Origin of the sequence: Paraburkholderia sp. USG1 (assembly GCF_031570135.1) — a bacterium.
In the GTDB taxonomy this organism is placed as follows: domain Bacteria; phylum Pseudomonadota; class Gammaproteobacteria; order Burkholderiales; family Burkholderiaceae; genus Paraburkholderia; species Paraburkholderia dioscoreae.
In genome coordinates this window covers 106,114-120,493 of sequence record NZ_JAMWXW010000019.1, presented here as the reverse complement: position 1 = coordinate 120,493, position 14,380 = coordinate 106,114, and the positions used below count along the sequence as shown (strand labels likewise).

Sequence of the window (14,380 nt, the reverse complement as noted above, 5' to 3'; positions counted from 1 at the left end):
TGTTTCTCCTATTTCAGCATGAAAGACGCACCCAGCGCCACGCGCACGGCCGGCGCGCTGTCGATGGGCTGGCCGTCGACATGAACGCGAAAAGTCTCGGGATCGACCGTGATCGGTGCGAGCGTGTCGTTAAAGAGCATGTCCCGCTTGGTCAGTCCCCGCGTGTCCGTTACGGCTACAAGCGTGGCCTTCAGATCGAGTTGCCGTGCAAGATCCGAGGCGATCGAGGGCGGCGCGACGAAGCGCACGCCGAGCGCCTGCGGCGCGCGCCCGAAATAACCCCACATCGGGCGATAGCGCAGCGGCTCGCAGGTCATCAGCGAAGCGTTTGCCTCGCCGAGCGGCGCCCACACCGGGAAGCCCGACTTCATCACCATCTCGGGCTTCGCACCGAAACTGTCCGGCCGCCAGAACACCAGATCTGCCAGCTTGCCGGTTTCGATCGAACCCACTTCGCCGTCGATACCGAACATGCGCGCCGGGTTGATCGTGTACTTCGCAATGTAGCGCCGGATGCGGAAATTATCCGCGCCGGTGCCACGGTCCTCCGGCAGACTGCCGCGCAACGCCCGCATATGCTCGGCCAGTTGCCAGCATCGCGGGACGGTTTCGCCGATCCGTCCCATGCCCTGGCTGTCCGAGCCGATCGCGCTGATTGCGCCGAGGTCGTGCAGTACATCCTCCGCGCCGATCGTCTCGCGGCGGATGCGGCTTTCCGCAAAGGCCACGTCCTCGGCCAGGCGCGGGTTCAGATGATGGCTTGTCATCGCCATGTCGAAATGCTCGTCGAAAGTGTTGACCGTGTACGGATTGGTCGGATTGGTCGAGGAAGGCAGCACGTTCGCCCTGCCGCAGATGCGGATAATGTCGGGCGCATGTCCGCCGCCCGCACCCTCGACGTGGTATGCGTGAATGCACCGGTCGCCGATGACCCGCATCGTATGCTCGACGAAGCCGGATTCGTTGAGCGTGTCCGTGTGCAACTGGATCTGTCCGCCTCCGATCTCCGCAGCCCTGAGCGCGGCGTCGATCGCAGCGGGCGTCGCGCCCCAGTCTTCGTGGATCTTGAGTCCGGCTGCGCCCGAGGCGAGTTGTTCGATGAGCGGCGCAACCGCATGCGACGCCGCTTTCGCGATGAACCCAAAATTCACCGGGAAGGCCTCGGCGGCCTGCAGCATCAGCCCGAGATTGCGGGTGCCGGTCGAGGCGATCGGCACGGTCGTGGGGCCGAGCCCGCCGCCCATCAGCGTGGTGATGCCGCCGCACAAGGCTTCGTCCACCTGCCCCGGATCGATGAAATGCACGTGGCAGTCGATCCCGCCCGCTGTCACGATCAGCCCTTCCGCGGCGCGAATGTCCGTATTCACGCCGACGGTCAGGCCGGGCGTCACGCCGTCCATGACATTCGGGTCGCCCGCCTTGCCGATGCCCACGATGCGACCGCCCTTGATCCCGATGTCGGCCTTGATGATGCCTGCGACCGCGTCGATGATGAGCGCATTCGTGACCACCAGATCGAGCACGCCGTCAGCCGCGGTCAACGCGCCATCGCAGCCAGTGCCCGCCCGCAGCGTCTTGCCCGCGCCGAACACGAGCTCGTCGCCGCCGGCACACAAGTCGGCTTCGACCCGGGCCCACAAACCGGTGTCACCGAGCCGGACGCTATCGCCCGTGGTCGGACCATACAGCTGGACGTAGCGCGAGCGCTCGATGCTGTGCGCCATCGATCAATCCTCCAGAAAGAGGGCGAGCCGCGCCATGGCGGCATGACGAACGGCGGGGTCGTCCAGTGCGCCGTCTACCAGACCCGCCAGGCCGTGCACCACCCGCGCGCCACCGATCGCGACGAGATCGACATCGCGGGTGTCTCCCGGCTCAAAGCGCACGGTCGTCGCCGATGCAATGTCGAGCCGGTAGCCGTAGGCCGCAGCGCGGTCGAACCGCAGCGCAGGATTGACTTCGAAAAAATGATAGTGAGAGCCGACCTGGATCGGCCGGTCGGCAATGCTGTCGACGCGCAGGCGAAGGGTCGCCCGGTCGCGATTGACGACGATGGGCGCCTCGCCCAACTTCCAGCGCGGCAGTGGCGGCGTATGGGTCGCGCGCTTGCCGGGGCCGATGGGATCGTGCACGCACACCAGCTTCTGGCCGTCGGGGAAGAACGCTTCGACCATCACCACGTCGATACGCTCCGCGACGCCGGGCATCACGTCGTCATCGGTGACGAGCGCGGAAGCGAGCGCTACCATATCGGCAACCGTACCGCCTTCGCGCGCCCCTTCGCAGATGGCATCCGCGATCAGCGCGCGCGCCTCGGGCTCGGTCAGCAGCAAGCCCCTACCCCGGCGCGCGCTTGCCAGCTGCGCAGCCTGGTGCAGCAACAATCGGTCGACTTCACGTGGAAACAGACGCATGCATGAACTCCGTGCATTCGGATGGTGGGACCGGGCGGCCTGGCGCGTCGGAAGGCCGTGCGTTTGCGGCCGCCGCGTGGCGTATCATCGCGGGCCGGTCCCGTGTAGGCTTCGGCCCGCCGATCGCGCAGGAGATGATTGAAAGCGTTGAGCTGGCGATGGCGTCTCGCGTCGACGAGACTGACCTGCGCGACCAGCACCTCCTCGCTGTCGGCGCTTGCCGGTCCGGCAAGCGGCCAGCCGCGACTGTCCACGATGATGCTGTTGCCGAGGAACGGCTGTCCGCGCTCCGTGCCGACGCGATCGGCCGCCGCCACGACCATGCCGTTCGAATGCGCGCCGCTCATCGCGAGGATGTTCGCCATCACAGGCAGATGATCGGGTTGGGCGGGCATTGGCACCCAGTTGGTCGGTACGCACAGCGCATCCGCTCCACCCAGGGACGCGAGCCGGAAGACTTCCGGGAACCAGATGTCATAGCAGATAGCGCAGGCAATCCGCCCGAAGGGCGTATTGAAGACCGGCACACCGAGATTGCCGGGTTCGAAGAACAGTTGCTCCTCGCCCCACAGGTGAAGCTTGCGGTAGCGCCCCAGCAAGCCGTCCGGACCGATGACTGCCGCCGCGTTGTAGAGCACGTCTCCGTCGCGCTCGGCGAACCCGGCGATCAGTGTCACGGCGAGGCGGGCCGCGAGCTCGCGCCAGACGCGAATGGTCTGACCGCCGTCGACTGTTTCGGATAACGCGAACGCCTCCTCGCGAGACTCGAACACATAGCCCGAGTTGCACAACTCGGGCAGCACGATGAGCTGCGCCCCTCGCGCGTGCGCTTGCTCGATCAGCTCGACGCTCCGCGCGACATTGTCCGCTTTCATGCCGACGCGCGGATGCATCTGTACGCAGGCGATTCCGGTCTTGCTGGCACTTTCCATGAAGGTCGATTCCGGTAGTGTGGTTCGGCTCAGGACGTCATCGGCGGAACACACGCATGCCAGCGATGCACGCCTTCGTAGGCGGCGGCGACACGCAGCATGGTGGCCTCGTCGAATGGCGCGCCGGCGATCTGCAGGCCGATGGGCAAGCCGCGCTGGTCGAAGCCGCACGGCACGGATACGGCCGGCATCCCGGTCAGGTTGAACGGGTACGTGAGACGCCAGGACGCCGCGAGCGGACTTTCCTCGAGACCGCCTGTGATGACGGCTTCCTGGCCGCTCTTCCAAGCCGTCACGGGCGACGTGGGCGTCACGATCACATCGACGCGTTCCAGCACCGCCCCGAAGTCGCGGATGAGCTGTGTGCGCAACTGCTCGGCGCGCAGATAATCCGCCGCCGACACGAGCCGCCCGATCTCAACGAGCCCCCGGACATCGTTCGCCATCGCGGAGGTGGCGCCGTCGCGCAACGCACGGTCGTGATACGCCGCTGACGACGCCAACTCGATCGCGTAGATCGCGCCAAGACCGTACTTCAGGTTCGGCACCTCGAATTCGACGATCTCGGCACCGAGCGCAGCGAGCTCGCCGATCGCCGCTTCGACGCTGCGTTCGACGTCCGCCTCGTTTTGTCCGAAGAAGTGGTTGCGGCACACGCCGATGCGCAGGCCGCCCACGCCCGCCGCCAGTTGCGCGGAGAAATCGGGTAGCGGCACGTCGGCGCTCGCGGCGTCGTTGCGATCGTAGCCTGCGAGCACCTGCAGCAGCAGCGCGGCGTCGCGAACACTCAGGGCAAGCGGTCCCGCATGATCCAGCGACCAGCTATGCGGCACGATGCCCGCCCGGCTGATGCGGCCGAACGTCGGCTTCAGCCCGACGACACCGCACAAGCTCGCCGGGATGCGGATCGAGCCGCCGGTATCCGAGCCGAGTGCCGCATACGCGAGCCGCGCCGCCAGCGCCGCGCCGGAGCCGCCGCTCGAGCCGCCCGGAATGCGCGAGCGGTCCCAGGGATTCGTGGTCGGCGGCGTTTCGGTGCCCCACGCAAATTCGTGTGTGCGCGTCTTGCCGAGCATGATCGCGCCGGCGTCACGCAAACGCGCCACGGCTGCCGCGTCTTCCATCGGCCATCGATAGCCGGGCGCGCGGCTACCCGCCGTCGTCGGCATGTCGACGCTCAGATAGTTGTCTTTCACCGCTACCGGCACGCCGTGCAACGGCCCGCGCAAACGTCCGGCAGCGGCTTCCTCGTCGCAGCGAACGGCGGCGGCGAGGACTTCGCCATTCACGTGAACGAACGCCTTGAGATCACCGTCGAGCCTGCCGATGCGGCTGAGCGTCGCCTCGGTGACAGTCGCGCTCGACAAGGTGCCGGCGGCGATCCGCTCGGCCACCTCGGTCATGTCCAGTTCCTGCAGCGCGTCAGACATGGTCGCCTTTGCGCGTGCCCGCAAGCTGGCTGCGCACCGGCTCGAAGACGACCGCCGGATGCAACCCGGCCAGATCGATTTCACGCAAGCGCTCGATCTCCGCGAGGATGCCGCCGTACAACGTCAGGTTATGCGCGAGCCGGTCCGGCGTGAACGACGCCCCCATCCATCGCGCGAGCACCTGTGCCGCCTGAGCATGCATGGCGTCCGCCCCGCCCGGGCGGGCCGCCGGTGCCTTCAGCAACAATTGCGTGACCTCCGACGGTGGGGCACGGCCAGGATCGTCGCGTGTCGGCATGGCGTCGATGAACGGGATGAGTTGATGGCGCGCCACGGCCAGCACCCGGCGCAATTCGGCGACCGGTTGGGCGTGTTCGTCGACCCGTAGATCGAGCGCCGGATAGGTTTCGGTCCGAACGATGCGCAGCGCCGCCGACTGCCGTCCGCGCCGATCGCCGCCCGCCGCCTGGCCTGCTTCGAGCGCGGCCATCAAGCGTTCGTCGAGTGCTTCCCCGGCGCGCGATTCGAATGCGTCGGCCATCGCTTCGACGGTCTCGGCGCCCGTGAGCATGTTGCCCTGAACGGTGTAATCCGCGCCGCGCCGGTGTCCCGCCCACGCGGTGCAGTCGCTGCCGGTCCATACCGCACTACGTCCTTGAGCGTCGACGATGCCGATCTGCCTGAGCGCCGCAGCCGAGTCCGTGCGCAGCACGCGCTCGAGCGCGGCGTCGGCACTGTCGCCCTGTTCCAGGCTGTCGAGCGCGTGCATTGCGAGATAAGGATTGACCCACGATTGCGTCGATACCGCACCGACTCCCGCACGCAAGTACGGGCACATCAAGCCGACCGCCGGCACCGCCGTGCTGACGGCGACGCCGAGCTCACCCGTGCGGGCGCAACGTCCAACGATCGAAAACGTCATGTCGAGTGTCCAGTCGGTCTCAGAGTGACAAGTAGCGCTGCACGGTGGTTGCCGCCGCCGGGTCGGCTGTCGCGCCCTGCGCGGGGATCTCGCCCAGCTCGAGCACCGCGAAGCGGTTTGCAACGGCAAAGGCGAACTGCACATGCTGTTCGACGATGACCATCGCCGTGCCTGCGGTATCGCGTTCGCGCACGAGAATGCGCGTGAGCCGCTCGATCACTGAAGGCTGCATGCCTTCCGTGATTTCATCGATGAGAATCAGTTTCGGCTGGCGAATCAGGGCGCGCGCGACCAGCAGCATCTTCTGTTCGCCACCCGACAGGGTGCCGGCCTTCTGCTTCATGCGCTCGGCAAGAAACGGAAAATGGTCGCGGATCCGCTCGAATTTCGGGCCGAAGTCGCGGTCGCGCGGCAGCGCGAGGCGCAGATTCTCCTGCACGGTCAGGTCCTGGAACAATGCCTTTTCCTGCGGAATGTAGGCCACGTCGAGACGGGCGACCCGGTTCGGCGTGAGAGAGGCCGCTGGTTCGCCGAAGTAGGCGATCTCGCCCGCCGCCGGTTTGATGAAACCCATCAAGGTCTTGAGGAGCGTCGACTTGCCCATGCCGTTCTTGCCGAGCACGGCCACGACGTCGCCGCGCTGAAGACTCAGGTCGATACCCTTGAGGACCATCGCCTCGCCGTAACCGCTTTTCAGCGCGGTCGCTTTGACGATCGGCTGCGCGTTCATGCCTGATCTCCTGCTGCACTGTGCGCTGCGTGCGTTTCTCCGGCGTACACCGCGCGCACAAGTTCGGATTTGACGACTTCGTCCACGCCCCCGTCCATCACGATGCGTCCTTGGTGCAACACGATGATGCGCGAACTGATTTGCTGCACGAACTCCAGGTCGTGTTCGACCAGCAGCAGGCACAGCGCATAGCGAGTCGACAGCGACACAAAGATCTCGCCGATCTGCGTGCGCTCCTGTTTCGTCAGGCCCGCCGTCGGCTCATCGAGCAGAATGGTGCGCGGTTCGAGCGCGAGCACCATTGCCAGTTCCAGCGCCTGCTTCTGTCCATGCGACAGATAACGGCATTCGCGCTCCGCCATGCGATCGAGGCCAGTGAGGCGCAGGACATCGAGCGCGGGCTGTGGCAGCGCAAGCGTTGCTTCGCGCCGCCAGCGCGACGGCGGTTCGATCCGGTACCGCGCGACGCGCAACGCTTCGCCCACCGTGAGCGAATCGAACACGGTCGCTGTCTGAAACTTGCGGCCCACGCCGAGTGCGACGCAGTCGTATGGCGCGAGCTTGCGGATATCGGTGCCGCCGAGTTCGACCGTGCCGTCCGAGCGTTCGGAGCCGTCCGCGATGCAGCGCATCAGCGTGCTCTTGCCCGCCCCGTTCGGACCGATAAGACTCAGCAGTTCACCCGCATGCGCCTTGAACGTAATGCCGTCCAGCACCTTGAGTGTGCCGAAGTGCTTGCGCACGTCGTGCACCGAAAGCGCCGGTACGCGCGCACCGGAGTCGTTGCGGGCGCGCTCGGGCGTGGCGGTGAATGTCATCGCCAGCGGCTTTCGGCGCGCTCGCACCGGCACGGCACGCCGCGCGGCAGCCGCGACGATAGGCCCGAGTCCGCGCGGCATCGCCACGATCACGACGACGAACGCCACGCCGACAAGCAAGGTCCAGACGTACGGCAGGCTGCCGCTGAGATACGCGCTGCCAACATCGATCAGAATGGTGCCGAAGATCGGGCCGATCAGCGAGCCGCGCCCGCCGAGTGCAACCCAGATGACCAGTTCGGTGCCAAAGACGAAGCCCGCATACTCCGGCGCGACCACCATCTGCACGCAGGCGAACAGGAACCCTGCGAGCGCGGCGATGATCGCGGCGACATCCGAAAGCTTGCGCTTGTAGCGGGAAATATCGATGCCGAGGTATTCGCATCGCACTTCGTTCTCGCGAATCGCGACCAGCAACTGGCCCGCGTCGCTGCGCACGAACAGCCACGCGAATGCGGCGACCACCACCAGCATCGTTCCCGTGATGCAGAACCACGCCTCGAGCGGGATGTCGAAGCTCTCGAAGCCCGACAGGCCGCTGCTCGATCCGGTGAACTCGCCGCCGGAGTAGATACCCTGCACGAGCACGATGGGCAGCACGAGCGTCACGACGGACGCATACAGCGGCGACGCACCGTGATAAAACGCCAGCCATCCGATGATGCGCGACACCACCCACGCCGCGACGACACTTGCCGCAAGTGCGCCGGCCGCCAGCGGCAATGAAAAGCCGACGTGCGTAAAGATGAGCCCCGCCGCATAGGCACCGATGCCAAAGAACGCCGACTGTCCGAACGTCAGGATGCCGGCATAGCCCCACAGCAGGTCGACGGTAATGGCGACGACCGCATAGAGGAATCCGCGGATAAGGTTGTTGATCAGAAACGCGGGCATCGTCACACTGCCCACGGCGATCAGCACCAGCGCGACGACGCCGACCGCGACGGGCAAGCTCCACGCGGTCGCGCCGCGCGCGGCGAGCGGAAGAGAAACGGGACGGTCAGCCACGTGCAAAACCCTCAGGACGGAAACGCAGCAACAAAGCCGCAAGAACGGCAATCGTCAAGCCGCCGAGCACCGGATTGACAAAGGTGCTGACGAGCACCTGCGCGCCGCCCAGCACGACGCTCGCCACTGCCAGGCTGACGAGCGACGACCCCGAGACCAGCACGAGCATGAACGCGCCGACCACCCACGCCACCCCCATGTTGGGATCGACGCTGGAGAGCGGCGTGATCAAGCTGCCCGCTGCTGCTGCCAGCGCCGCCCCGGTACAGAAGGTCAGGAAACGCACGCGGCTGCTGCTGATGCCGAGCGCGCGCGCGAGCCCCTCGTTCATGATGACTGCGCGGGTCTGCAGCCCCAACCGCGTGCCGTTGAGCAGCCAGCCGAGCGCCAGCGCCACGATCAGTGCCGCGACGATCAAAAGCAGCCGGTAAGCGGAGTATTGCGTGCCAAGCACCGGTATCGCGCCGTTGACGGGGCTGGCGATCATCTGCACGCCACGTCCGAACGCGAGCGTGATGAGTTGCCCGACGATAATGCCGAGCCCCCAGGTTGCGAGGATCGCATCGAGCGGGCGGTTATAGAGCGGCCGCACGATGAAGCGTTCCACTGCCATGCCGAGCAGGAACCCGACGACCAGCGAAAACGGCAGGCTCCACCACCAGTTGAGCCCCGCTTGCGCCACCACCACGCTCGCGTAGCCGCCGACGGTCAGAAATGCGCCGTGCGAAAAGTTGATGATCTTCATAACGCCGAAGACCATCAACAGGCCGGCAGCCACCGTAAAGAGGATCGCCGCAGTGGTGACGACATCGAGCAATAGATTCAACATCGAATTGCGGCCCCGTCGTGCTTACTTAAGGTTAGGGCACTGTTCACCCGGATCTACGTTCTTTACCGACTCGATGACCTTCAGCGAGCCGTCTGCCTGTACCTGCGCGAGATACATCGTAAGCGGAGTATGACGCTGCTTGTTCATCTGAATGTGGCCTCGCGGACCGTCGAAGCTCACTTGCGCAAGCGCCGGAATGACCTTAACCGTATCCACCGAACCAGCCTTTTCCACCGCTGCCTTGTACAGGTAAACCGCTTCGTACTCAGGAACCGAAAGATCGTTCGGCGTCTTCATATCGGCACCGAAACGCTTGCTCATCGCGGCGAGGAATTGCTTGTTGGCGGGCGTGTCGATGTTCGTTACATAGGAACCTGAAATGTAGATGCCGTCCGCGTCCGCGCCCATGCTCTTGGCCGTGCCCTCGTCGACCGCCAGGTTGCCGTAGGGAATCTTCACGCCCGCCGCTCGTAGCTGCTTGGTCAGCGTGACATTGGGTGCGCCGCCCGCGGTCGACGTGATGACCGCGTCAGGCTTTGCCGCCTGCAACTTGCTGATGATCGGCGTCCAGTCTGAGCCGTCCATCGGCAGATATTCGTTGCCGACGACCTTGCCGCCGTGCTTCTCGATATACGTCTTTGTGAAATCGAGCATGCCTCGGCCGAACGCGTAGTCGCTCCCGATCAGAAAGAACGTCTTTGCCTTGTATTGCTTGCCGAAGTAGTCAACGATCGGTGCGACCTGCTGGTCCGGCACCCACGCGTCGACATACATATAGCGGTTGCAAGAACGTCCTTCGTAAAACGAGGTATAGATGAACGGCACCTTGCCGCGCGTGACGATCGGCAAACCGCCGTTGCGCGCCGCGCTGGTTTCCATCGCAATGAGGGCATTCACCTTCTTGTCGAAGATGAGCGAGTCGTAGGCTTTCTGCGCGCCAGCCGCGCCGCTTGCGTCGTCCGCCACTTCGAGCGCGAGCTGACGCCCGAGCACGCCGCCTTTCGCATTGATCTCGTCGACGGCGAGCTGGGCCGCCTGCACGACCGAGGGCGCGACTACGCTGTTCGCGCCGCTAAGACCGACGGGAATGCCGATCTTGATCGGGTCTGCGGCGTAAGCCGCATGACAAAGCGCAACCGACGAGACGGCCAGTGCAATACGGGCGCAAACCGCGTGGAACGGGGAGCAGCGAAGCTTCATTGTCTGTGTTTCCTGGGTGTGAGTGGATCGCGCATATCGGCAATGAGGGCGTGTTCGTTTCCGGACGGCCTCTTTCCAAGCATTTTCAAGCTGTTCAAGGCGCTGGAATCAACTGCAAATATTGTGCCAATGAGCCGCTGCACTGAAACCGCCTTTATTTTGCGGCGCTTTCAGCCATTTGCACGCGGCGCACACATCAGCGCATCGATACGGAAGGCACTGCAAAGGCGCTTGCGGCACCGTTCGGGCGCAATGCATGCACCGTGCCGAGGAACCAACGTCGCGGCCAATGCGGACGCCGGGACTTCGGCCTCAGTAAGTCGCCGGCGTGTTTACCCAAAGGACCTTCGCCACGACGTCGCCGGGATTGCGGTATCCGTGCGGCAGGTCGCTCGAAAAATTGAAGCTGTCGCCGGCACTTAGGCGATACGTCTGGTCGCCCAGCGACAACTCGACCATGCCTTCGAGAACATAACCAACCTCTTCGCCAGCGTGCTCAATCATGCCGTCCGTCGTTACGCCCGGCGCAATGATGTGAACGTTCGCCTGAAGCAAACCGTTATCTGCCGGCAGGGTGATTCGCTCCAGCGAGATTGCTCCTTTTACGATGGGACGCTCGCCGCTTCGCATCACGGGACCCGGCGGCGGCGTGAGAGGAGCTGTGAGCGCCGCAATGTTCGTATTTAGCGCCACGGCAAGCCGATGCAACGAAGCGAGCGATGGCGTGGCGTTACCGTTCTCGATCTTCGAAATGAGGCTTTCTGAACACTGCGCTTTCTGCCCGAGTTGTAGCAAGGTCAGACCCGCCACGCGTCGTGCATGCCGCAAGCGTAAGGCGAGCACAGCCGATGGAAATTCCGCCTTATCAAGTCCATCGATGACGCTGGGCACCTGCCCTGTCGTTTTAGAGGGCATGAGAGACGACTGTCATTCGGAGCCTTCGAAAACCAGTGTTGTCACAGCGTGCGCGGCCGAGACAAGCCGCGAAGTCTCGGTATGTCCGGCAGGATGACGGCCGATGCCGTCCCGGTCCGGCGCGAAACACATCGTAGAGAGAGCGTAACCGGCAGGGTGCATCGCTTCGTGATACGCGCCGGTGGTAAGGCGAGCTAGCCCTCCACCGGCGACCGGCCCGCAGACTATGGGGCTCGCGATGCGGACAGCCTGCTTCTGTATGAATCGCGCGACGTTTGGGAGTATCAGCTCGATGCATTTGGTCTTCGCGAGAGTCTGCCCGAGGATTTCGAACAGCATTCAAGTGACTTGAATGCGTGAAGCGAATGGCGTGCCATATGGATTCCGCACAACGTCGCGCTATTTGTTCGCAACACGCACTGTGATGGATGTCATTGAGCACCGCCGCCGCGCATATGCACCAAGCACGCGCCGCGATCAAAAATGAAAGATCCTGAGCGCGCGAATTTGAAGTCGTCGATTGTGGTTTCGGTTCAACTACAGAGAACTGGGTAATGGGATCGGCTTTACCGAGGTACGCAGGACAGCAAGAACTGCCCTTGGCCAGCAAATCGCCGACAAGATGAAAAGCCAATGGCGCGACGCCGCCATCGCATTAATGAACCTTATCTTTGCTCGGTCACTGATGCCTTCGGGCGCGTGCGCCGTGGTGAGCCGTGCACGGAAGAGAACATTGATCCGGTGCGGGCGAACCAGGGTTTCCTCGCACGCATTTCGGTCCGTCCTCCGGCTTGTCACCAAGAGCTGGCACACGCATCCACTGGGCTTTCTGTTTGGTCTCGGCTTCCACACGGCGACCGAAATCAGTCTGCTTGGCATCTCGGCGGCCGGCGCGTCGCAGGGTTTTTCCATTCTGGTAGATCCTCGTGTTTCCGTGCTCTTCACGCCGGACAGGACGCTAAATAGCACCGATAGTGTGCTCATGCACGGCGCTATGGCTGGGCGTTCGTTAAGCCTGTGCGCAAGCTCTATTTGAGCGCCCCGTTTTGAAACTTGGTTGGTGAGCACAACAACAACTTCTGCCTAATCGGCTATTCGGTCATCGGCATGTTCGTGCTGAGCTGGATCGTCTTCAACAGCCTTCTATCGCGTCAAAGGTTTCGACGCGCCCGAAGGCCGCTCAAATCCGTCTGCCGGCTGGTAGTCCTCCGTCTGACGTGCTCCGCCAGCCGCGTGCGGCGCCCCTCTTTAGTTAGGGCGCGGGACGCGTTCGGCCTTGCAATTCGCGATCCGAATTCAATAACGACAGGAGGATATTCATGGCAACCGTTGTAAGCGACCGTCGACGACCGCCGCAGAGAAGAGGGCTCACAGTATTTGTTTTGAATACGCCCAGGTGACCGGATATTGATACCGGCGGGCGCTATGAGCGCCAAATCGGAGCCGGACGACTGCATTTTTCAACGTCAGAAGTCCGCCGGACGGGGCAGAGCGGCGAGCGACGCCGGAAAGGAGGAAACCACACAAAACGCACTATTAGGGAGAGGATTTTTGTTTATCTGTCGCGCCATCAGACGCGTAACTGAAAGCGATAGAATCGCCCGCGAGCGATAAACAAAAGATCGTATGTGCTGAACCGCTCCATGGGCGGTGACCGCTATGGGCATTGAATAGAAGGAGCAGTGCGGGGCAATGCCCAGAGCTCGACTATCGCACCTCGCTTGGCGGCGATCGCTGCAAATCTGCGGTGCGAGGACCTTCGGTACGCGAGCTTCATTAGGCAGGTGAGCCGAAATTTCAAGGCGTCTGCTACGGGAGCGAATTGCCGGCGCGAGCTGAAAGGCGTTGGGTGCCTGGACGAAGACCAACGTTCTCGAGGATGGCGTGCGCGCCGATCAATGCACATGAGCATGATCCGGAGGAGCTCGCGCGAGGAGGATGCAAGACGTGTTGCGAGGTGCCGCGCCTTCGATGCGGATCATGTGTCCCTTCGCGCACATTGGGCAATCACGTAGTGATTTGCCCGTGAGCCTTAGGTAAAGATCATGATAGTCCTCGTCGCGACGAGATGAAGCAATAGCGGGAGGCTGGGCGCCCAGCAGGCGCCAGCAGGTAGCGAGACGAGTCGCCCGATGTCGATTCGCGAGCCACCCGTAGCTGCGAATACGTTTGAAACCGTCGGGCAGCACGTGTAGCAGGAAGCGGCGGATGAACTCGTTAGCCGTGAGCGTCATGATGCTCTGGCGAGATTGATGCCGGTAGTCCTTCCACCGGAAACGCACCGACTCACCATCGAAGCTCAGCAGCCGGTCGTTTGAGATCGCGACGCGATGCGTGTATCGGCCCAGGTAATCGAGGACGTGCTCGGCGCCGCCAAACGGTGGTTTCGCGTAGACGACCCACTCCGTGTGGGCGGCCGGCGCAAGCCATGCACCGAAGGCCCGGGCATTACGCAGCGGTTCGAGGTGACCGAGGAAGCGCAGCGCGCCCGCAGCAAATGCGCGGTGCAATTGCTCCAGGAAATGTCGGCGGAAGAGGCGCGAGAGCACCCGAACCGGCAGGAAGAAGCCGGGGCGACAGGCGATCCAACGTTCGCCGTCAGGTGCAATACCGCCGCCCGGAACGACGCAATGAACGTGCGGGTGGTGAAGCAGATTCTGGCCCAAGGTATGCAAGACCGTGATGAAGCCGATCTCGGCACCCAGGTGCTTCGGGTCGCTGGCAATCGTGCGCATTGTCTCGGCGCTGGCGCGAAATAGGATGTCATAAACCAGCTTCTTGTTCTGATACGCGATCGTCGCAACGGCTTCGGGCAACGTGAAGACGACGTGGAAATATGCGACCGCAGGAAGTAGTTCGGCGCGCCGACGTTCGATCCATTTTGCGCGAGCAAACGACTGGCACTTCGGACAGTGGCGATTGCGACACGAGTCGTAGGCAATACGCTGATGACCGCACGTATCGCATTGCTCAACATGTCCGCCCAGCGCGGCGGTTCGACATAGCTCGATAGCGCTCATTTGTGCGTCGCTGCGCCCGATTAAGCGTATCGGCATGGGTGTGCCGATATTGCAGGCCGCAGCGGCCGAAGATGCCCGCGACTTCAAGCGCCGGCCTCATTATTCAGGTCAGATCTGCTTGGGCGGAGCCGGCTCGGGTGAGAGTCCCGGATGCGCCAGAGA

At 63.7% G+C, this 14,380-nt stretch carries 10 protein-coding genes and 2 pseudogenes; 1 reads left to right on the top strand and 11 read right to left on the bottom strand.

Going from position 1 to position 14,380, the window contains the following annotated elements; genetic code table 11:
- Positions 1-8: 8 nt before the first annotated feature.
- The 10 genes and pseudogenes from ureC to NE850_RS24420 all read right to left on the bottom strand — a co-directional run bounded on the left by ureC (position 9) and on the right by NE850_RS24420 (position 11,198).
- Positions 9-1,724 carry an urease subunit alpha gene (gene ureC / locus NE850_RS24465; RefSeq protein ID WP_310699477.1) on the bottom strand — a complete coding sequence of 572 codons (1,716 nt, stop codon included), beginning with the start codon at positions 1,722-1,724 and terminating at the stop codon, positions 9-11.
- Positions 1,725-1,727: 3 nt separating this feature from the next.
- The gene (locus NE850_RS24460) at positions 1,728-2,414 is read right to left on the bottom strand and encodes an urease subunit beta (RefSeq protein WP_310699476.1); all 687 of its coding nucleotides are present in this window, start codon (positions 2,412-2,414) and stop codon (positions 1,728-1,730) included.
- Positions 2,415-2,518: 104 nt separating this feature from the next.
- Positions 2,519-3,346: pseudogene (locus NE850_RS24455) on the bottom strand (nitrilase family protein); the annotation flags it as partial.
- A gap of 29 nt (positions 3,347-3,375) precedes the next feature.
- Positions 3,376-4,776, bottom strand: coding sequence for an amidase (locus NE850_RS24450; RefSeq protein WP_310699475.1), 1,401 nt, complete (start codon positions 4,774-4,776; stop codon positions 3,376-3,378).
- Positions 4,769-5,698: a DUF1028 domain-containing protein gene (locus NE850_RS24445; protein WP_310699474.1), complete on the bottom strand. Its 930-nt coding sequence runs from the start codon at positions 5,696-5,698 to the stop codon at positions 4,769-4,771. Before NE850_RS24445 ends, NE850_RS24450 begins: the two co-directional genes overlap by 8 nt.
- A gap of 19 nt (positions 5,699-5,717) precedes the next feature.
- Positions 5,718-6,428 (bottom strand): ABC transporter ATP-binding protein, encoded by a 711-nt coding sequence (locus tag NE850_RS24440; RefSeq protein ID WP_310699473.1) that lies wholly within the window; start codon positions 6,426-6,428, stop codon positions 5,718-5,720.
- Positions 6,425-8,140 (bottom strand): ABC transporter permease subunit, encoded by a 1,716-nt coding sequence (locus NE850_RS24435; protein WP_390954672.1) that lies wholly within the window; start codon positions 8,138-8,140, stop codon positions 6,425-6,427. The genes NE850_RS24440 and NE850_RS24435 overlap by 4 nt, the downstream gene beginning before the upstream one ends.
- Before the next feature lie 106 nt (positions 8,141-8,246).
- Entirely contained in the window at positions 8,247-9,080 is an 834-nt protein-coding gene (locus NE850_RS24430; protein WP_310699488.1) for a branched-chain amino acid ABC transporter permease, read from the bottom strand.
- A gap of 24 nt (positions 9,081-9,104) precedes the next feature.
- Positions 9,105-10,283: a substrate-binding protein gene (locus NE850_RS24425; protein ID WP_310699471.1), complete on the bottom strand. Its 1,179-nt coding sequence runs from the start codon at positions 10,281-10,283 to the stop codon at positions 9,105-9,107.
- A 312-nt stretch (positions 10,284-10,595) separates the two neighbouring features.
- Positions 10,596-11,198 (bottom strand): cupin domain-containing protein, encoded by a 603-nt coding sequence (locus NE850_RS24420; protein WP_390954667.1) that lies wholly within the window; start codon positions 11,196-11,198, stop codon positions 10,596-10,598.
- Positions 11,199-11,718: 520 nt separating this feature from the next.
- Between NE850_RS24420 and NE850_RS24415 the strand changes: the two genes are divergently transcribed.
- Positions 11,719-12,234 (top strand): hypothetical protein, encoded by a 516-nt coding sequence (locus tag NE850_RS24415; protein ID WP_310699469.1) that lies wholly within the window; start codon positions 11,719-11,721, stop codon positions 12,232-12,234.
- Positions 12,235-13,093: 859 nt separating this feature from the next.
- Here the strand turns inward: NE850_RS24415 and NE850_RS24410 are convergent.
- Positions 13,094-14,321 (bottom strand): annotated as a pseudogene (locus NE850_RS24410) (IS91 family transposase).
- Between the last annotated feature and the right edge of the window lie 59 nt (positions 14,322-14,380).